General features: G+C 73.6%; 21 protein-coding genes and 1 pseudogene. 12 read left to right on the top strand and 10 right to left on the bottom strand.

Annotation, left to right across the window (positions count from 1 at the left end):
- Positions 1-32: 32 nt before the first annotated feature.
- Together ykgO and rpmG are read right to left on the bottom strand one after the other, a co-directional pair.
- Entirely contained in the window at positions 33-155 is a 123-nt protein-coding gene (gene ykgO, locus ACWEV0_RS18440) for a type B 50S ribosomal protein L36 (RefSeq protein WP_403791108.1), read from the bottom strand.
- A gap of 37 nt (positions 156-192) precedes the next feature.
- Entirely contained in the window at positions 193-357 is a 165-nt protein-coding gene (gene rpmG, locus ACWEV0_RS18445; protein WP_403791106.1) for a 50S ribosomal protein L33, read from the bottom strand.
- A 191-nt stretch (positions 358-548) separates the two neighbouring features.
- Between rpmG and ACWEV0_RS18450 the strand changes: the two genes are divergently transcribed.
- Positions 549-2,426 carry a protein kinase domain-containing protein gene (locus ACWEV0_RS18450; protein WP_453150348.1) on the top strand — a complete coding sequence of 626 codons (1,878 nt, stop codon included), beginning with the start codon at positions 549-551 and terminating at the stop codon, positions 2,424-2,426.
- A gap of 29 nt (positions 2,427-2,455) precedes the next feature.
- On the opposite strand, the gene ACWEV0_RS18455 is transcribed toward ACWEV0_RS18450, so the two are convergent.
- The gene (locus ACWEV0_RS18455; RefSeq protein WP_453150349.1) at positions 2,456-2,647 is read right to left on the bottom strand and encodes a hypothetical protein; all 192 of its coding nucleotides are present in this window, start codon (positions 2,645-2,647) and stop codon (positions 2,456-2,458) included.
- A 264-nt stretch (positions 2,648-2,911) separates the two neighbouring features.
- Here ACWEV0_RS18455 and ACWEV0_RS18460 point away from each other — a divergent pair, with 264 nt between their 5' ends.
- The 3 genes from ACWEV0_RS18460 (at position 2,912) to ACWEV0_RS18470 (ending at position 4,042) form a co-directional block, all read left to right on the top strand.
- Positions 2,912-3,106, top strand: a complete 195-nt coding sequence (locus tag ACWEV0_RS18460) for a hypothetical protein (RefSeq protein ID WP_453150350.1) — start codon at positions 2,912-2,914, stop codon at positions 3,104-3,106.
- Positions 3,107-3,191: 85 nt separating this feature from the next.
- Positions 3,192-3,677 carry a helix-turn-helix domain-containing protein gene (locus ACWEV0_RS18465; RefSeq protein ID WP_453150351.1) on the top strand — a complete coding sequence of 162 codons (486 nt, stop codon included), beginning with the start codon at positions 3,192-3,194 and terminating at the stop codon, positions 3,675-3,677.
- Positions 3,674-4,042 (top strand): DUF4180 domain-containing protein, encoded by a 369-nt coding sequence (locus ACWEV0_RS18470; protein WP_453150352.1) that lies wholly within the window; start codon positions 3,674-3,676, stop codon positions 4,040-4,042. Before ACWEV0_RS18465 ends, ACWEV0_RS18470 begins: the two co-directional genes overlap by 4 nt.
- Positions 4,043-4,184: 142 nt before the next feature.
- On the opposite strand, the pseudogene ACWEV0_RS18475 reads toward ACWEV0_RS18470, so the two are convergent.
- Both ACWEV0_RS18475 and ACWEV0_RS18480 read right to left on the bottom strand, forming a co-directional pair.
- Positions 4,185-5,099, bottom strand: a pseudogene (locus tag ACWEV0_RS18475) (sigma-70 family RNA polymerase sigma factor); the annotation flags it as partial.
- A 48-nt stretch (positions 5,100-5,147) separates the two neighbouring features.
- Positions 5,148-5,543 carry a nuclear transport factor 2 family protein gene (locus ACWEV0_RS18480; RefSeq protein WP_453150405.1) on the bottom strand — a complete coding sequence of 132 codons (396 nt, stop codon included), beginning with the start codon at positions 5,541-5,543 and terminating at the stop codon, positions 5,148-5,150.
- Positions 5,544-5,732: 189 nt separating this feature from the next.
- Between ACWEV0_RS18480 and ACWEV0_RS18485 the strand changes: the two genes are divergently transcribed.
- The 4 genes from ACWEV0_RS18485 (at position 5,733) to ACWEV0_RS18500 (ending at position 10,018) form a co-directional block, all read left to right on the top strand.
- Complete coding sequence (locus tag ACWEV0_RS18485; RefSeq protein WP_453150353.1) at positions 5,733-6,656, top strand: AurF N-oxygenase family protein; 924 nt, start codon at positions 5,733-5,735, stop codon at positions 6,654-6,656.
- Positions 6,657-6,719: 63 nt separating this feature from the next.
- Positions 6,720-8,372: an FAD-dependent oxidoreductase gene (locus ACWEV0_RS18490; protein ID WP_453150354.1), complete on the top strand. Its 1,653-nt coding sequence runs from the start codon at positions 6,720-6,722 to the stop codon at positions 8,370-8,372.
- Positions 8,373-8,556: 184 nt separating this feature from the next.
- Entirely contained in the window at positions 8,557-9,477 is a 921-nt protein-coding gene (locus ACWEV0_RS18495) for a universal stress protein (RefSeq protein WP_453150355.1), read from the top strand.
- Positions 9,478-9,616: 139 nt separating this feature from the next.
- On the top strand, positions 9,617-10,018 hold the full coding sequence (locus ACWEV0_RS18500; RefSeq protein WP_453150356.1) for an STAS domain-containing protein: 402 nt from the start codon (positions 9,617-9,619) through the stop codon (positions 10,016-10,018).
- A gap of 398 nt (positions 10,019-10,416) precedes the next feature.
- On the opposite strand, the gene ACWEV0_RS18505 is transcribed toward ACWEV0_RS18500, so the two are convergent.
- The 5 genes from ACWEV0_RS18505 to ACWEV0_RS18525 all read right to left on the bottom strand — a co-directional run bounded on the left by ACWEV0_RS18505 (position 10,417) and on the right by ACWEV0_RS18525 (position 14,794).
- Entirely contained in the window at positions 10,417-11,142 is a 726-nt protein-coding gene (locus tag ACWEV0_RS18505) for a GNAT family N-acetyltransferase (protein ID WP_453150357.1), read from the bottom strand.
- Between the two features lie 276 nt (positions 11,143-11,418).
- Positions 11,419-12,129, bottom strand: a complete 711-nt coding sequence (locus ACWEV0_RS18510; protein WP_453150358.1) for a ribonuclease H family protein — start codon at positions 12,127-12,129, stop codon at positions 11,419-11,421.
- 87 nt (positions 12,130-12,216) lie between these two features.
- Positions 12,217-13,230, bottom strand: coding sequence for a PfkB family carbohydrate kinase (locus ACWEV0_RS18515; protein ID WP_453150359.1), 1,014 nt, complete (start codon positions 13,228-13,230; stop codon positions 12,217-12,219).
- 75 nt (positions 13,231-13,305) lie between these two features.
- Entirely contained in the window at positions 13,306-13,692 is a 387-nt protein-coding gene (locus ACWEV0_RS18520) for a GNAT family N-acetyltransferase (protein WP_453150360.1), read from the bottom strand.
- Between the two features lie 154 nt (positions 13,693-13,846).
- Positions 13,847-14,794 (bottom strand): Rieske 2Fe-2S domain-containing protein, encoded by a 948-nt coding sequence (locus ACWEV0_RS18525; protein ID WP_453150361.1) that lies wholly within the window; start codon positions 14,792-14,794, stop codon positions 13,847-13,849.
- 154 nt (positions 14,795-14,948) lie between these two features.
- Between ACWEV0_RS18525 and ACWEV0_RS18530 the strand changes: the two genes are divergently transcribed.
- The 4 genes from ACWEV0_RS18530 (at position 14,949) to ACWEV0_RS18545 (ending at position 17,561) form a co-directional block, all read left to right on the top strand.
- A complete protein-coding gene (locus tag ACWEV0_RS18530) occupies positions 14,949-15,149 on the top strand; it encodes a hypothetical protein (RefSeq protein ID WP_453150362.1) in 201 nt (66 codons plus the stop codon).
- Positions 15,150-15,266: 117 nt separating this feature from the next.
- Positions 15,267-15,827, top strand: a complete 561-nt coding sequence (locus ACWEV0_RS18535) for a hypothetical protein (RefSeq protein ID WP_453150363.1) — start codon at positions 15,267-15,269, stop codon at positions 15,825-15,827.
- Positions 15,828-15,842: 15 nt separating this feature from the next.
- On the top strand, positions 15,843-16,523 hold the full coding sequence (locus ACWEV0_RS18540; protein ID WP_453150364.1) for a hypothetical protein: 681 nt from the start codon (positions 15,843-15,845) through the stop codon (positions 16,521-16,523).
- A 141-nt stretch (positions 16,524-16,664) separates the two neighbouring features.
- Positions 16,665-17,561, top strand: coding sequence for an SDR family oxidoreductase (locus ACWEV0_RS18545; RefSeq protein ID WP_453150365.1), 897 nt, complete (start codon positions 16,665-16,667; stop codon positions 17,559-17,561).
- The last annotated feature ends 25 nt before the right edge of the window (positions 17,562-17,586 follow it).

The raw sequence follows: 17,586 nt of genomic DNA on the forward strand, positions 1-17,586 counted from the left end.
GGAGGGCGCGGACGGAGCCGGAGCCACGACGGTCAGCCCTGGCGGGCCTTGGCGCGCGGGTCCTTGCGGTTGATCACGTAGATCCGGCCGCGGCGGCGGACCACCTGGGCGCCGGGGCGCGCCTTCAGGGAGCGGAGGGAGTTGCGTACCTTCATGAGGATCCTTCCGGTGTGCGGGGGGGAGCGACAGGCGTCAGCGCTGCTCGCGGAACTCGACGTGGGCGCCGAGGACGGGGTCGTACTTGCGCAGAACGAGCCGGTCGGGGTCGTTCTGGCGGTTCTTGCGGGTCACGTAGGTGACGCCGGTGCCGGCCGTGGACCTGAGGGTGACCACGGGGCGCTGGGTGGTGCGGGACATGAGTGCTCCTTCCGGCTGCGGCCGAGCCGATATCTTTGACTCGGCCATGTCAGCCACCCCCTGCAACACCAGCACCCGCGCTCGCATTCCCCCGCACCCCCGCCGAGCGGATAAGGTGCCGGGCGAGATCCGGAATCCAGCCACTCCGTGGCTGCGCCGTTCCGCAGTTCCGTACGGGGAGAACAAGCTTGATGAGTGGTCAGCAGTCGGGCAGCAGCGCCGGCACCTCCGCGGTCTTCCAGCCGCTCGCCGCGGACGATCCCACGATGGTCGCGGGCTACCGGCTGGCCGCCCGGCTCGGCGCCGGTGGCATGGGCAAGGTGTATCTGTCGTACACGCCCGGTGGCCGCCCCGTGGCCGTCAAGGTCATCCGTCCCGAGTTCGGCGAGGACGCGGAGTTCCGCCGCCGCTTCGCCCAGGAGGTTCGCTCCGCGCAGCGGGTGCAGGGGCTGTACACGGCGCCCGTGATCGACGCCGACGCCGAGGGCGCGCATCCCTGGCTCGCCACCGCCTACGTCCCCGGCCCTTCGCTCGCGGACGCGGTGGTGGCGCACGGAGCGCTGCCGGTCGAGACGGTGCTGCTGCTGGTCGCGGGGATGGCCGAGGCGCTCCAGGTGATCCACGGCGCCGGCCTCGTGCACCGCGACCTGAAGCCGTCGAACGTGCTGCTGGCCGCCGACGGGCCCCGGGTGATCGACTTCGGCATCGCGCACGCCGCCGACGCCACCTCGCTCACCGGCAGCGGCGTCACCATCGGCACGCCGGCCTTCATGGCGCCCGAGCAGGCAGCCGGCAGCCGGGTCACCCCGGCCACCGACGTCTTCGCGCTGGGTCAGGTCGCGGCGTACGCCGCGGCGGGGCTGCCCGCGTTCGGCGAGGGGTCCTCGCACGGCGTGCTGTACCGGATCGTGCACGAGGAGCCGGACCTGAGCGCGGTCCCCGAGCGGCTGCGGGAACTGGTCACCCGCTGTCTCGCCAAGGATCCCGCGGCCCGGCCGACCGTCGCCGAGGTCATCCGGCTCTGCCAGGAGGCCAACGCGGCGACCGTGCTGCGCCGCCCCGAGGACTGGCTGCCCGGCGCGGTCTCGGCCGACATCACGCTGCGCGCCGCGACCCCCGCGCCGGCGCCTCCGGTGCCACAGGCGCCCCCCACGCCGCAGCCGCCGGCGCACGCTCCGGTCCAGCCGACGCCTCAGCCGCCGGTGCAGCCGCCGACCCAGGCGCCGGTGCAGGGCCTGCCGCACCCGGCCACCGCGCCCGCCGTGGCGTACTCCCCCACGGCGCCCGCGGCCCCGGCGACCGGTCCGGTGCCCGCCCCACCGCAGGCGCCCGGCTACGCGTACGCCCCGACGCAGGGCGTGGGCGGCCCCGCGCCGTACCCGACGCAGTACCCCGGCGCCCCCACCCCGTACCCGGGACAGCAGCCGCAGGCCCCGGCGCCGCGCCGGAACGCGGCCAAGCGGACCCTGCTGGTGGGCCTCGCCGCCGCACTCGTCTTCGGCGTGGGCGGCGCGAGCCTCGCGTACGTGCTCACGAAGGACGACGACCGGCAGAGCGCCTCCGGCGACAAGGGCAAGTCCAGCGGCTCCACGAGCAGTTCCACGGGCAGTTCCTCGAACGGTTCCTCGGGCGGCGCGCAGCCGAGCGGCAAGCCGTCCGCCAAGCAGGAGCCGAAGCCGATGGAGTTCAAGAACATCAACCTCACCGCCGGCTACCACCTGACGCTCGGCGACGACGTCGTACGCCCGCAGGACGGCGAGGACGGCGGGTACGAGCTGTCCTACGACACCGGCGGCTATCTGGACGCCGAGAGCACCGGCGGGAACCTGGTGCTGCTCGATCCGGGGCAGGAGGGTTCGCTCGCCACCTGCCGCGCGGAGACCCGGTTCACCGAGGAGGTGTACGTGAACAAGCTGTCGCCGGGCCGCCAGCTCTGCGTGACCACGGGCACCGGCCACCTGGGCCTCGTCACGGTGAAGGCATTCTCCCCGGAGGGCTCGCCCAGCACGTACATGACGCTCGACCTCACCGTGTGGCGGAACGCCGCGGCCTCCGGCTCGGGCAGCTGATCCCACCGGGAGCACCGGAGCAGCAGGGGTCAGGAAGCCGCCGGGACCTCACCGGGGCGGTCGGCGACCGCCTTGGTGAGGACGGCGGTGGTGCCGTCGGCGACCGCCTTGGCGAGGACGGCGGAGCCGGCGCCGGCGAGGACCGTGCGTTCGCCGAGGAAGGCGGAGGTCGTACGGTCGAAGATCCACTGGGTCTGTTCGCCGTGGGCTGTACGGGCCACCGCGACGCCCTCGCGGCCCGCAACCGTGCCGGCGGGGCGGGCTGGCTATCGGCTGACGGCGACGGCGAAGCGGCCGCGCGGAAGCGTGACGGCGGCCTGGACGTTCACGTCGGCCACGACCAGGACCCCGACGGAACTGCCGCTCAGCGTCGTGCGGTTCACCCCGCCGCTCGGCCCGGACGGTTCGGCGGCGCCGCGCCGGGCCGGCTATGTCGGCGTGGCGGTACGGGCCGCGGCGGAGCGGTCGGGCTGCGGTCGCTGACCGTGTCCGTGTCGACGGACGGTGGCGCCGCCTGGACTCGGATCCCGGTAAGGGGCGGGCGTATCGCCGTCACGAGCTCCGGGCCGGGCAGGTCGGTCTCGCTGCGGGCAGAGCTCACCGACACGTTCGGCAACACCCTCACCCGGACCCACATCGACGCGTACGTCACGAGCACCACCACCTCCACGAATCCCTGAACTGCCGTGAAGTTATCTAACACTCCCTGATCTTCCCTGTCATTCCCTTTTTCATGCTACGTTGGGTGACGACAGGGAAGGTGGGGTGAGGAATCCGGTGCAGGAGTTCTGCACGGTCGAGCAGGTCGCGGACCTCCTCGGCCTGCACGTGAAGACCGTGCGCGGGTACGTACGCGACGGGCGGCTCCGGGCGACCCGGGTCGGCCGGCAGTACCGGATCACGCGAGGGGACCTGGAGTCGTTCACCGGCGTGCCCGTGTCCGCGGCCGCGCCGACCGCCAGGCTCGCCCACTCGTCCACCCCCGCCGCGCCCCGCGGGCCGCTCGCGGACGTGTCGACCATCGTGCAGGTCGACGAGGTGGACCGGCACACGGCCGACCGGCTCAGCAACGCGGTCATGGCCACCGTGTTCGGACGGCACGGCGACGAAGGGGCACCCGGTGGCCGGCTGAGAGTGGAGACGGTCTTCGACGAGGACCGGAACTCGCTGAAGTTCGTGATCCTCGGTGACCTCGACACGACCGCCGACCTGCTGAAGGTTCTCGACGCACTGATCGGAGGCATCCGGTGAACGTCTTCCAGGACATCCACGGCACACCCGTGCTGCTGTGCGCGGCCGACGGCCCGCTCGTGCACGGCGAGCGGGACGCGACCGATCTGATCGGCGAAGGCTCCTACGGCGGGGCCGCGTGGGTGGCGGTGCCGGTGGAACGGTTCCCGGACGACTTCTTCCGGCTGCGGACGCGGATCGCCGGGGACATCGTCCAGAAGTTCGCCCAGTACCGGGTCGGACTGGCCGTCGTGGGCGACATAGCCCGCCACCTGGAGGGGAGTTCGGCGCTCCAGGACTTCGTCCGGGAGTGCAACCGGGGCACCCAGATCTGGTTCGTCCCCGACACCGAGGCCCTCGCCGCGCGGCTCACTCCGGCGGGCTGAGCTCCGACCGGTCGAACTCCGGCCGGTCAAGCGCCGACCGGTCGACGTCCGCCCGGTGACGGCCGGACGGTTCGAGCTGCGACCCGTCGAGCTCCGACCCGTCCAGCTCCGGCGCGCCGACCGGGCCCGACCCGTCGAGCTCCGGCGCACCGAAGTCCATCGCCGCGAGCCGCTCGGGTTCGGCGACGACCTCGATCCCGGTGATCAGGCCGTCTTCCGCCACCGCGAAGGTGAGTACCAGGCGGAGGCGGCCCAGCGGCGCCATCGCCAGGCCGACCTTGCCATCCAGCAGGGCGGGACCGGTGAAGCGGGCCCGGCCCATCGCCGCCATGGCGCCCTGGGCGACGGCACGGCCGCCGGCGACGAGGATCGGTTCGGGCGTCGGGACGACCAAGCGGTCGGCGTGCAGCACGACGTCCGGGTGGAGCAGGGCGACCAGGGCCTCGAAGTCGCCGCCGCGGGTCGCGGCCAGGAACGCCTCTACGACGCGCCGCTGCCGTACCGCGTCCGCCTCGGCGACCGCGGCGCCGCCCCTGACCCGGCGCCGGGCGCGGCTCGCGAGCTGCCGGACGGCGGCCGGGGTGCGCTCCAGCATCGGGGCGATGTCCTCGAAGGGCACGGCGAACATGTCGTGCAGCACGAAGGCGAGCCGCTCGGCAGGGGCGAGGGTGTCGAGGACGACGAGCAGGGCGACGCCGACGGAGTCGGCCATCAGGGCCTCCGCCTCGGGATCGCTGCCGGGCCGGCCTGCGACCGCGCCGGCCCCTGCCCCGGCGCCCGTCCCGGCGTCGGGTTCGCTGAACCGGTCGTCGAGGGAGTCCTCGCGGCGCCTGTCACGGGACCTGAGCATGTTGAGGCAGACCCGGGACACCACGGTGGTGAGCCAGCCGCCGAGGTTCTCGACGCCCGCGATGCCGGCGCTGTTCGCCCGCAGCCATGCCTCCTGCAGGGCGTCGTCGGCCTCCGCCAGCGAACCGAGCATGCGGTAGGCCACCGCACGCAGATGCCCCCGGTCCCGCTCGAACCGCTCGGTCAGCAGTCCGCTGTCACCCGACATTCCCGCCCCCGCTCCCCCTTGACGAACGCTTCATGAAAGCACGGGCGTTCAGGCCCCGCTCACCGGGGTTCCCTGGTGGTAGTAGAGCCGCCAGCCGGCGTCACCCTCACCCTGGCGCCAGATCGAGCTGCGGCGGGCGCGGCGGCCGTCGATCTCGGTCTCGTACGTCAGATGGACGAGGCCCGGGGCAAGAAGGACCCCGCGCATGCCGGAAGCCTCGATGCGGTGGCTGTCCGCGCCTGTGCGGTGCAGTGTCGGCAGGGCCGCAACCATCTCCTCGTACGTCCAGCGCCGCCCAGAGGCGCCGACCTCGATGAACTCGGGGTCGAACAGCCGGGGAGCGTCGGCCGAGGCCCGGACGTCGGCGTCCAGCAGGCGCAGTTCGCCGTCCACGGCCGCGGCGATCGCGGCCCGCGTCTCGGCGTTCTCGCGGCCGTGGTCGATGGAGTCGCTGGTGTCGATCACGGACGGATCCTCTCTCACTCCGAGGTCCGTCGCAACGAATTCTGTACCGACGGGTAGGCACCCGGCTCGTCTTGCTATACCTTCCGACCGACAGCTTGCTAGACGCCGCGTCTAACAAGCTCCGGAAACGCGACCGATTCCGTCCCCAGGGTTTCAAGGAGCCGCACCATGGCCAACACCACCGTCCAGCCGGCGGACCAGGCCCAGGACCAGAAGCAGCCCGAGCGCGAGGCGGCCCGCCGGCTGCTCGAGTCGTCCGCCAAGCTCTCCTACGACCCCGCCACCGAGGTGGACTGGGACACCCCGCTCGACGATGACCACCACGGGATGAGCCCGGAGTGGAGCACCCTCTACGGCACCCGCTACTGGCAGGAACTGACGGAGGCCCAGCGCAAGGAGCTGACCCGGCAGGAGTCCGCCTGCGTGGCCAGTACGGGCATCTGGTTCGAGATGATCCTGCAGCAGATGGTGCTGCGCGACATGTACGCGAAGGACCCGACCGACCCGCGTTTCCAGTGGGCGCTGACGGAGATCGCCGACGAGTGCCGGCATTCGATCATGTTCGGGCGCGGCGCGGCCAAGCTGCGCGCCCCCGCCTACCGCCCGGCGCGCTGGGTCGTCGAACTCGGGCGCGTCTTCAAGACCCTGGCCGTCGGCGAGGCGGCGTACGCCTCGATCCTCGTCGCCGAGGAGGTCCTGGACGTCATGCAGCGCGACTGGATGCGCGACGAGCGGGTGGCCCCCTTCATCCGGACCATCAACAACATCCATGTCGTCGAGGAGTCGCGGCACATGAAGTTCGCCCGCGAGGAGACCCGCGCCCGGCTGCGCAAGGCCGGCCCCGTGCGCCGTCACGTCCAGGCGCTCGTCGTCTCCCTCGCCTCGTACTTCATCGTCACCAGCATGGTCAGCCGGGAGGTGTACGCGAACGCCGGTCTCGACGTCGAGCGGGCGCTCGCCGAGGCGAAGGCCAACGAGCACCACAAGTCGCTGATGCGGTCGAGCTGCGCGGGCCTGATGGAGTTCCTGTCCTCGGCGCGGCTGCTCACCAGGCCGGCCACGGCCGTCTACCGACGGGCGCACCTCATCTGAGCCCGCCGCTCCCGCGAGCCATCCGCCCCCATCCGTCCCGGAGCCCCGCGAGCTGACGACGACATGACCTACGCCATCACCCAGACCTGCTGCAACGACGCCACGTGCATCGCCGTCTGCCCCGTCAACTGCATCCATCCGACGCCCGACGAGCCGGACTTCGGCCGCACCGAGATGCTCTACATCGACCCCGGGTCCTGCATCGACTGCGGCGCCTGCGCCGACGCCTGTCCGGTCGACGCGATCCTCCCGGCCGACGCCCTGGCCGCCGCCGGGCAGGAGGAGTACGCGGCGGTCAACGCGGCCTACTACGAGGAGCGCGCGCCGCGCCCGGTGCCGGAGGGCGTGCCCACGTTCCACGCCTGGGGCGCGCCGTCGTTCGAGCGCGGCCTGCCCTCCGACTTCGCGCCGATCCGGGTCGCGGTCGTCGGCACGGGCCCGGCCGGCATGTACGCGGCCGAGGACCTGCTGCTGCACACCAACGCCGAGGTGACCCTGGTCGACCGGCTGCCGGTGGCGGGCGGGCTGGTCCGGTACGGCGTGGCCCCCGACCATCCCGCGACCAAGCGCATCGGCGACACCTTCGCCCGCTTCCACACCCACCCGCGGGTCCGGATGTACCTGGGCGTCGACGTCGGTACGGACGTCACGGCGGAGGAACTGGCCGCCCACCACGACGCCGTGGTGTACGCGGTCGGCGCGGCCGGCGACCGGCGGCTCGGCGTGCCGGGCGAGGAGCTGCCGTGCAGCGTCGCGGCGACGGGCTTCGTCGCCTGGTACAACGCGCACCCCGAGGTCGCGCCGGACGCGATCGACCTGTCGGGCACCGAGCGGGTGGTCGTCGTCGGCACCGGCAACGTCGCCCTGGACGTCGCCCGCATCCTCGTCTCCGACCCGGACACCCTTGCCGCGACGGACATCGCGGACCACGCGCTGGCCGCGCTGCGGGCCTCCGCCGTACGCGAGGTGGTCGTACTCGCGCGGCGCGGCCCCGAGGACGCCTCCTGCACGGCGCCCGAGCTCCTCGCCCTCGGACGACTGCCGGGCGTCCGCCTGGTCGTGGACGACCACGACCCGCGGATCCGGGCCGCGATCGACGCGGCCGGGCCGCAGGACAAGGCGGCGCTGCTGCGGGGCGCGGTGCGTGAGCGGGTGGACTGGAGCGGGCGGCCCGAGGCCGGGGACGCCGAGCGGCGGATCGTGTTCCGCTTCCACTCGGCCCCCGAGGAGATCGAGGCCGGCGCCGTGCGGGTGACGGGCGAGGGCGGTCCCGTCACCGTCCCGGCCGGGATGGTGCTGCGGGCGGTCGGCTACCGCGGACGCCCGGTGGCCGGGCTGCCCTTCGACGAGTCGACCGGCACGGTCCCGCACGCGGGCGGGCGGGTCGAGGGCCGGCCCGGCACCTACGTCGTCGGCTGGATCAAGCGCGGCCCCTCCGGCGGCATCGGGGCCAACCGCACCTGTGCGGCGGAGACCGTGGGCACGCTCCTGGCCGACGCCGTCGCCGGCACCCTGCCCGCGCCCGCCGGCGGCGCCCGCGCCTTCGACCGGCTGGTACGCGGTCGCGCCGGGCACGTGGTCGACGCTCGCGGCCTCGCCGCCATCGAGCGCGCCGAGCGGGCCCGCGGCGAGGAGGCGGGCCGCCCGCGGGTCAAGCTGGGGACCGTACCGGAACTGGTCGCTGCGGCGCGCGCCCGCCGTCGGCTGCTGCGCTGAACCCCCGCGGCGTCGCTCCGACAACTGCTCGGACGGCTGCTTGCACAGCTGCTCGGACGGCTGCTCGGACGGCTGCTCGACGTACTGCTCGGACGGGAGGCGCCGAGGGGCGCGGGGGGTCAGCTCCACACCCCTCGGCGTGTCACCCGAAATCGGCCTATTGATGCCGATATGAGTGCGAAGCATGAGTGAACAGTCAGCTGTGGTGGCGGGTATCGACGGTTCCGAGCACAGCCTGCGGGCCCTGGAGTGGGCCCTGCACACCGCGCGGAGCCTGGGCGCCCCGCTCACCGTCGCCCATGTCCGTCCCGAGGCGCTGCAGGTCGGCAGCGCCCGGATCGCCTCGCTCGGCCCGACGCCGGAGATCCCCGACACCGTGGTGGACGCGCTGGTCAAGGAAATCGGGCCACGGGCCGAGGGGCTCGACGTGCGGTACGAGTCGCTGGACGGCTCCGTGGTCGACGCCCTCATCGAGGCCGCGGCGGGTGCCCGGCTCCTGGTGGTCGGCTCGCGCGGGCGCGGGGGCTTCAAGAGCCTGCTGATCGGGTCCACCAGCCGCGCGCTCGCCGCCTCGGCGCCGTGCCCGCTGGTCGTCGTACCGCACGAGGCCCGGGCCGCCTCCCTGGACACCGGGGCGGCGGCGGGCCGGGTGCTGCTCGGGCTGCATCCCGAGGAGACCGCGGACGAGGTCGTCGAGTTCGCCTTCCAGGCGGCGCGGCGGCGCGGGGTGCCGCTGGAGGTGGTGACCTCCTACCCCGTGCCGCCCTCCCCCGCCCTGCTCATCGGCGCGCCCGCTCCGGCGCTGCAGGTGCCGCCGCCGATGCCCGACGAGACGCGGGAGCGCGTCGAGGCGACGGGCCGGCACCAGGAGGAGCGGCTGCGGCCGTTCGCCGAGCGCTATCCGGAGGTCGAGGTGGTCCCGGCCGTCACCCCGGCCGACGCGGCGGGACGGCTCGTGGACGACTCCCGGGAAGCGGGCCTCCTCGTCGTCGGCCGGCACCGCAGGCACCGCGTCGAGACCCTGCTCGTCGGCTCGGTCGCGCACGCCGTGCTGCACCACGCGGCCTGCCCGGTCGCGATCGTGCCGCCGACGCGGACGTCCTGACCGGCGCGAACCACCTGCCGGTGGGGCGAAAATGCCTCGTTTTCACCTCTTCGGGTGATGCCGGATGTGGAGAAACGTGTCTGCCCGCGTATAGGCCGGGAACCTCGACGCACGGGGGCCGATCCAGTGGAGCGTGTCCATGCATCTGATCCGACGCGGCGATCCGAACCTGGCCGTCCGGTCGAGCGAGGGCCGGACCACGGTCGAGCTCTACGGCGAGCTCGACCTGGTCCTGGTGCAACGCGTCCGACCCGAACTCGACGTCCTGACCCGAGAGGCGCCGGCACTCACCATCGACCTGCGCCACCTCACGTTCTGCGACGCGTCGGGCCTCGGGCTCCTGGTCCGCTGCGCCCAGCGCGTCCGCGCGCGCGGCGCGGCCTGGCACCTGATCTGCGACCAGCCGACGATCCTCCGCCTGATCCGCCTGACCGCCCTCGACGACGTCCTCACCCCCACACCACCGCCGCCCCCACTCCCGGCCTCCTGCGCCCGCCCACCGGGACCGCGGACGGGAGTACCGCGAAGGCTGCGGGTGTGAGGGGCTCCTGGCCTGGCCGCGCGCCATACGCCTGGGCAGGACAGCAGGCACTGGCGGCCCGGGCCGCCAGTGCCGAGAACGCTCGCTCCGGCAGCGGAGCGGGCGCAGCCGCCACCCGCCGCCCGGCCGGGTGCCGCCCAGTCAGGGCCGGCCGGCCAGGACTGCGCCGTAGAGCACCGGCCGGCGGCGGCCGCGGGGGTACTCCGCGCAGCCCGGGACGAAGCCTGCAAGGACCACAGTGTGATCCCCTCCGCCCGGCAGACCGGGCGGAGACGGCCCGGCCGGGCCGTGAGCAACCACGCGTGCCTCCGCGCCGTCACCGGCAGTCGTGCGGGCCGCCGGCGCCACCGCAGGCGGACCCGGGGGCCCGCCCGTGCGGCGCGGCTTCGCTCAGGCCGTCAGGCCGGCAGCAGCTCGCCCGCGCCTCCGTGCTCGTGCGTGCCGCCCTGGAACGGATTGGGCAGCGACGCCGACGGGCGCATGCCCGGGAGGCGGAGTTCGATGATGCCGCGGACGGCTGACCACTCCTCGTCGAGGATGGAGTAGAAGGCCGTGTCGCGGACGACTCCGTCCAGGCCGCGCGAGTGGGCCCGGCGGACGCCCTCGCAGGTGGCGCCGAGGCGTTCGATGGCGACCCGGGAGCGGGTGTTGCGGGCGTCGGCGCGCATGGAGATGCGGCGGACGCCCCAGGTCTCGAACGCGTGGCGCAGCATGAGGTACTTGGCCTCCGTGTTGACGCCGGTGCCGCGCGCCTCACTGGAGATCCAGGTGTTGCCGATCTCGGCGGCGTCGGGCACCGCCGTGAGCGGGTCCCCGTGCGGCACGCCGGTGGTCGGCGGCCACACCAGGGGCCCGCGCCAGTAGTCGAGTTCCAGGAAGCGGGTCGACCCCAGCACTCGCCCGTTCCGCGGATTCACCAGGGCGAAGGCCAGCGACCGGCCCGCCGCCTGTTCTTCGAGGGCGCGGGCGATGTAGTCGCAGGAAGCATCAAGGCCGTGGGGCACGGCGGTGTAGGCATAGGCCGCACGATCCAGTGCGCCCGCCCAGGCGATGCCCTCGGCGTGGCGCATGGCCAGCGGTTCCAGGCGCACGGTGCGCCCGGCAAGGACTACAGGTACTGGCACGGAACCTCGGGTCTTTCCAAGGGCAGGGGTCATCGCACGCCGGATCGCGGCGAGGATGAAAGGGAGGGGTTCCCGCATGGTGCCGCCCCCTTCGCCGAAATGGCAAAAAGGCAAGGGAAACGGTTCGTCACCGGTGCGGGGAGGAACAGTATGCAGCCCCGAGCGCTCCGAGAACAGAACCCCACACGAACCCGGGCGCACAGCTGGGTGAATGTCCGGTTTACCCCTATCCCCCGTTCGGCCCAGCACGGCCGCCGCGAGGCCCTCCCCCGGGCGCTAGGAAGCGGTGTCCGCGCAGGTCGGATGGCCCCAGCCGACCGCGTTCTTCGTGATCGTCGCACCCTTCTCGTACGGCTGTCCGCAGCGGCACCTGCCGGGGAAACGGGCCTTGAGAGTGGGGGCGGAGGCGCCGGAGCCGGTACGACGGGTGCCGGCGGCAGCGGAGGCGTTGCCGCGCCGGGGGGCGCGCTTGGCACCGGAGGGGCGCGCGGAGGCCGGCTCGGGCGGGGGCAGCGGCGAGCCGGCGGCGGATCCGGCGGGCTCCTGGCTGCGCGCGGTGTGGCTGGCGGCACGGTCCGCGGCGTCGTTGAGCGGGTCGCCGTCGACCTGGTGGGCGGGTGTGTAGACGAACTCCACGCGCCGGTCGGCGAGCAGCTCGTCGATCCGCACCACCAGCTCCTTGTTGGCCACGGGCGTGCCGGCGGCGGTCTTCCAGCCCTTGCGGCGCCAGCCGGGCAGCCAGGTGGTGACGGCCTTCATCGCGTACTGCGAGTCCATCCGGACCTCGGCGGGCACGGCGGGGTCGAGGCGCTCCAGGAGCCGGAGGAGCGCCGTGAGTTCGGCCACGTTGTTGGTCGCCGTGCCGAGCGGCCCGGCCTCCCAGTGCGCGACCCCGCCGGCCTCGTCGCCGATGACCCAGGCCCAGGCCGCGGGCCCGGGGTTGCCCTTGGAGGCGCCGTCGCACGCCGCGATGATCTTCTCTGTCATCCCTCGATCCTGACATGCCCGGGGGCATGTCCCTGACCAGGGCCGACCGACCGTCGCCGCGCCCCGGCGGGTCGCGGGCGCGGGCGCCTACGCGAGTCCCGCCACGCCCGCGAGGAGCGCGTCGCGCCCGATCGCGTCGGTACGGGTCGCGGGCACGGTGCAGGCGTACGCGCCGGCCACGGCGCCGTAGAGGGCGCAGGTGCGGACGGGCGCACCGGACAGCCAGGCGTACAGGAAGCCGGCGGCGAAGGCGTCGCCGGCGCCGTTGCTGTCGACGACGGGTGCGGGCGGAGTGACGGCGGGGATGTGGACCGGCTCCGCGTCGGGGCCGGTCAGCAGATGCGCTCCGGCCGCCCCGGCGGTGGCGACGACCACGGAGGCACGGCCGTGCTCGGCGATGTGCCGGAGGGTGCGCTCGGGGTCGTCGAGGGCGGCGGCGGAGAGGAAGACGACGTCGGCCTCGTACGCGAAAGGCCGGTGGTAGTCGTCGCGGCCGTCCCAGTCGTGCAGGTCGGTCGAGAGCGTCACGCCCGCGTCGTGCAGCAAGGGCAGCGCGTGGGCGCAGGGCTGGGTGAGGGAGACATGGGCGTGTCCGCTGCGGGCGGCGAGGGCCTTGACGGTCTCCGGGGGCAGCCGGTCGGCGTCGTGGCCGCGCGTGGCGTCGTAGAGGGAGAGCCGGCGTCCGCCGGGGTCGACGAGGTTGACGGCGCGCTTGGTGCCGGCGGGCTGGTGGACCTCGGTGAGCGGGATGCCCTGGTCGCGGTGGAAGGCGCGGACGAGTTCGCCCTCGGGGTCGGCGCCGACCATGTCGAGGTGGTGGGTGCGCAGGCCCAGGCGGTGCAGTCCGAGGGCGACGAAGTCGCCGGTCTGCCCGGCCCGGGTCTGGATCCCGGGCCGGATCATGTGGCTGTCCGCGAGCGGCAGCGGCAGCTCGGGGACGTACACGATCGTGTCGACCCCGGCACCGCCGAGGACCAGGACGTCGATGTCGTCGCTGTCGTCGAAGTCGAGGCCGAGCTCGCTTTCGAGGCCGAGGCCGCCATCGGGGTCGGGGTCGCAGTCGGGGTCGGGGTCGGGGTCGGAAGGGCTGCTGTCGCTCATGCGGGCAGTCAAACAGCGACCGCCGACCGCCCGCAAGATCTTGCAATGACTTTCCGCAAGGGTGGAGCGACTTGCTCAGCGGGCCAGTCGGGCCTCGAGCCACTGGAGCACCTCGGGGGTCACCGGGTCGGTGATGTCCGCGAACTCGGTGTGCTTCTTGAGGAACTTCGCCACGTACGGGCAGACCGGCACGATCCGCATCCCGGTGGCGCGGACGTCGGTGAGGGCCTGCTCGACGAGGATCGAGGCGAGGCCGCGACCCGCGTAGGCGTCGTCGATCTCGGTGTGGAAGAAGACCCTCCGGTCCTCCCGGTCGCGGTACGCGGTCAGTCCGGCCCGCTTGTCGTCGACGAGGATCTCGTAGCGGTGCCGGGTGTCGTTGCGGCGGACGACGGGGGCGGTGCCGTCCTGCTGTGCCTGCGCCTGGTCCTCGCTCTGGGGCTGGTTCTCGGTCTGGGTCACGACGAGCCTTTCGGTGGGTGGACATGCGCACGAAGGCATGCCCGGTCGGGGCAGGGGTGCGGCGGCCGGGCGGCCGCCGCAGACATCAGCTGTCGACGTTTGCGTCTCACGTGAAGCCCGACCAACGTATGCGTCACACCCGAGGCCCGACGACTCAGGGTGCGGACCGGCCGCGACCCGCCTGGGGAGAGGACCGGCCCCGGGTGCGGAGGCGGGCCTCGACGCGGCCGTCGACGATGCGTGTGTCGAAGACGGGCTGCGGGGCGGTGGCCGGGCCGGTGACGTTCCAGCCGTCTTCGAGGCGGAACGCGCTGCCGTGCCAGGGACAGACCAGGCAGCCGTCGACGACCTCTCCGTCGGCCAGCGGGCCGGCCATGTGGCTGCACCGTTCCGCCAGCACCCGGGCGGTGCCGTCGTCCACGCGGACGACGACCACCGCCACCTCGCCGACGTGCGCGCGGCGCGGCCGGCCGACCGGGAGGTCGGCCAGGGCCGCGACCGGGCGCCAGTCTGCCGGGGCGAGGGCGGGGACCTGCTCGGCGTGGTTGGCGCCGGCGGCCTGCCGGTACGCGAGGTGGCCGCCGATGGCCCCGCCCACCCCGACCGCGGTGAGCCCGCCGAAGCCCCAGAGCCGGCCGCGCCAGTGGTGGCCGCGGCACCTGGCCGTGAGGGAGACGGCGTAACAGACGATGCCCGTGACGTTGGCCGCCGCGTGCACGAGTCCGACGCGGAGCTGCGGACGCCGCATGTCGGCCCAGTCGACCCAGCCGGCGACGGCCGCGGGCCCCGCTCCGGCGAGCCCCGCGCCGACCAGCACCCGCGCCGCGCGGTGACCGCCCGGGACGAGGTCGAGCACGGCGGCCGACAGCCACGCCCCGAGCGGGAACTGCACGAGCAGGGGATGTACGGGGTGACCGAGCCACCGGCCGTGCAGCGCGTCGCGCGCCGGGCCGAGCGGCAGCGCCCGTACCGCTCTGCGCAGGGCGTCGGCCAGGGCGTCGGCCCGCGGGGAGTCCTCCAGCCGGTCCATCGCCCTCAGCACGCGGCCGGGCCCGTCATCGGAGGGAAGGGCCGACCGCAGGGCACTCGGAATGGTTTTCATGACTCGCGTGTAACCCGATGGCTTCGACCCGAAACGGCAGTGGCGGGCAAGATCACCCTTCCCTCCGTGGCCCCGCCGGCGATGTCTGTTCCGGCTCGGCCCGGGTAGGCGCCGGGCGAGAACGGGAAGAGCGGGAAGAGCGGGAAAGACCATCATGCGGACGCACACGAAGAAACGAAGGACCGACGACGGGGACGGCCGGGTCCGGCACAGGCTCACGGACGACGAGTTCCGGGTGCTGATGCGGGAGGCCCGCGCGGAGACCCGCCGCCGGTTCCTCGGCAAACCACCCGCGGACGAGACCGACTTCGCGCTGCGCACGCAGCACGCCGAGTTCGGTGCGGCGGCCCACTGAGACCGCCGCGACGCGGCGCCCGGCGTCCCTGGCGCCCGGGCACGGAGGACCGTTTCGCCTCTCCGCCGGTGGGCAACCGCGGAAAACAGACCCCGTCACAGCCAAGGGGGCCGGCTCATGTCCACAGGAACCCTTCTGGCCATCATCATCCCGATCGCGGTGGTGGTTGTCCTGATCGCAGTCGCGATCGTCCTGGACCGGCGCAGACGGCGCCGGCTACGGGAGCGCTTCGGCTCCGAGTACGACCGCACGGTCGACGAGGCGGGCAGCCGCCGGGCGGCCGAGCACGACCTCGGCAGCCGCGAGAAGCGTCACGAGTCCCTCGACATCCGGCCGCTCGACCCCGCTCTGAGGGATCGTTACGCACAGGAGTGGCGCGGGGTGCAGGAGCAGTTCGTCGACCGTCCCGAGTCGGCGGTCCACGACGCGGACCGGCTGGTGACCGCCCTCATGCGCGAGCGCGGCTATCCCACGGACGACTTCGAGCAGCGGGCCAGGGACCTGTCGGTCGAACACGGCCGCACCCTGGAGCACTACCGCGCGGCGCACGAGGTCGACCGGCTCAGCTCGGACCACCACGCCACCACCGAGCAGCTGCGCGGGGCGATGATCCACTACCGGGTCCTCTTCGACGAGCTGCTCTCCGACGGCGACCGGCCCGGCTCCGGCCGGGCCTGAGAGGCGGACACCGCCATGCACGGCAACGACACACCGGAAGCGGCCGGCGGCAGGCTGTCGACCGACGACATCGCCCGCTCGTCCGAGCGCGAGGCCGGCCCCGGCACGGGCCGGGCGGAGGAGGCCCGAGGCACCGAGAGGGCGCCCACGTACCCGGGGGAAGCCATCGACACCGGCGGCCCGGATCTCGGTTCCCGGGACAGGGAGGGATACGGGGAGAGCGACAGGGAGAGCGGCGCTGCCACGGGCACCGGGACTGCCACCGGAACCGGCACCGGCACGACTGGCACAACTGGCACAACCGGCACCGACATGGGTGCCGCCGCCACCCCCACCGAGGGGACCGGCTCGGCCGATGAGTCTCCGCGGCTGATGGATTCCGGGGACGAGGAGAGCTTCCGTACGCGCTGGCACGAGCTGCAGAGCATGTTCGTGGACGACCCGCGCCAGGCCGTGCACGAGGCCGACACGCTCGTGGCGGACGTGATGCAGAAGCTGGCCGCCACCTTCGCCGACCACCGCAGGTCCCTCGAAGGGCAGTGGCGGCAGGGCGAGGACGTCGATACCGAGAGCCTTCGGACGGCCCTGCGCCGTTACCGTTCCTTCTTCCACCGGCTACTGAGCACCGGCGCCGACGGGGAAGGCGCGGACTCCGGCAAGGGCGAAGCCGCCGGACGCGACCGCGCGACCGAGTGAGTGAGTGCCGGGGCGCGGGCGGCCCGGCGTCTCGGGATGCTGCCGCCCGCATGAGCAGGATGCGGGATGTCGATGCCGGTGTGTGCCGCCGGCGCGCTTCCGTAGGAACCCGTACGTGGCCGATGAGGAGGAGGGCCCGTGGTGACGAGCGACCATGACGCCTCGCAGGATCCCGGGGCGCGCCGTCCCGAGCCGCCGCAGCCGGAGCAGTCGCAGCCGCACCCCGGCACCGGGGAGCGGATGCGGCCCGAGCCGGACCATGGCGAGGACTCCTACCGGGGAGCCGGCCGCCTGAGCGACCGGATCGCCCTCATCACCGGTGCGGACTCCGGGATCGGCCGGGCTGTCGCCCTGGCCTTCGCCCGCGAGGGCGCCGACGTGGCGTTCTGTCACCTGCCCGAAGAGCAGGACGACGCCGACACCACGGCCGCCCTGATCGAGGACGCCGGCCGGCGCGCCCTGCCCGTGGCCGGTGACCTGCGTGACAAGGCGTTCTGCGCGGATCTGGTGGCCCGCTGCGTCGCCGATCTGGGTCGCCTGGACGTGCTGGTGAACAACGCCGCCTACCAGATGTCCCAGCCAGACGGGCTGGCCGCCATCAGCGACGAGCAGTTCGAGCGGGTGATGCGAACCAATCTGTACGGGATGTTCTGGCTGACCCGCGCCGCGCTGGCGCACCTGCGACCCGGCGCGACGATCATCAACAGCGCCTCTGTGCAGGCCTACAAGCCCAGCCCGCACCTCCTGGACTACGCGATGACGAAGGCGGCGATCGTGGCCTTCACGCACGGCCTGGCGCAACAGCTCGCGCCGCAGGGCATCCGGGTCAACGCCGTGGCGCCCGGGCCGGTGTGGACGCCGCTGATCCCGGCCACCATGGACGAGGAGAAGGTCGCGCACTTCGGCGAGCAGTCCCCGCTGGGCCGCGCCGCCCAGCCCGCCGAGATGGCCCCCGCCTATGTCTTCCTCGCCTCCCCGGAGGCCTCCTACATCACGGGCGAGATCCTCAACGCGACGGGCGGCACCCCGCTGCCGTGACCTCTGCTGCCGGCATCTGCTGTCG

The sequence above is a fragment of the Streptomyces sp. NPDC003943 genome (genome assembly GCF_053605265.1).

What these genes read in the sequence shown, in the direction of transcription:
- ykgO (WP_403791108.1), bottom strand. Translation starts at nt 155, where the DNA reads ATGAAGGTACGCAACTCCCTCCGCTCCCTGAAGGCGCGCCCCGGCGCC.
- rpmG (WP_403791106.1), bottom strand. Translation starts at nt 357, where the DNA reads ATGTCCCGCACCACCCAGCGCCCCGTGGTCACCCTCAGGTCCACGGCC.
- ACWEV0_RS18450 (WP_453150348.1), top strand. Translation starts at nt 549, where the DNA reads ATGAGTGGTCAGCAGTCGGGCAGCAGCGCCGGCACCTCCGCGGTCTTC.
- ACWEV0_RS18485 (WP_453150353.1), top strand. Translation starts at nt 5,733, where the DNA reads ATGGCCAACACCACCGTCCAGCCGGCGGACCAGGCCCAGGACCAGAAG.
- ACWEV0_RS18490 (WP_453150354.1), top strand. Translation starts at nt 6,720, where the DNA reads ATGACCTACGCCATCACCCAGACCTGCTGCAACGACGCCACGTGCATC.
- ACWEV0_RS18495 (WP_453150355.1), top strand. Translation starts at nt 8,557, where the DNA reads ATGAGTGAACAGTCAGCTGTGGTGGCGGGTATCGACGGTTCCGAGCAC.
- ACWEV0_RS18500 (WP_453150356.1), top strand. Translation starts at nt 9,617, where the DNA reads ATGCATCTGATCCGACGCGGCGATCCGAACCTGGCCGTCCGGTCGAGC.
- ACWEV0_RS18510 (WP_453150358.1), bottom strand. Translation starts at nt 12,129, where the DNA reads ATGACAGAGAAGATCATCGCGGCGTGCGACGGCGCCTCCAAGGGCAAC.
- ACWEV0_RS18515 (WP_453150359.1), bottom strand. Translation starts at nt 13,230, where the DNA reads ATGAGCGACAGCAGCCCTTCCGACCCCGACCCCGACCCCGACTGCGAC.
- ACWEV0_RS18525 (WP_453150361.1), bottom strand. Translation starts at nt 14,794, where the DNA reads ATGAAAACCATTCCGAGTGCCCTGCGGTCGGCCCTTCCCTCCGATGAC.
- ACWEV0_RS18530 (WP_453150362.1), top strand. Translation starts at nt 14,949, where the DNA reads ATGCGGACGCACACGAAGAAACGAAGGACCGACGACGGGGACGGCCGG.
- ACWEV0_RS18535 (WP_453150363.1), top strand. Translation starts at nt 15,267, where the DNA reads ATGTCCACAGGAACCCTTCTGGCCATCATCATCCCGATCGCGGTGGTG.
- ACWEV0_RS18540 (WP_453150364.1), top strand. Translation starts at nt 15,843, where the DNA reads ATGCACGGCAACGACACACCGGAAGCGGCCGGCGGCAGGCTGTCGACC.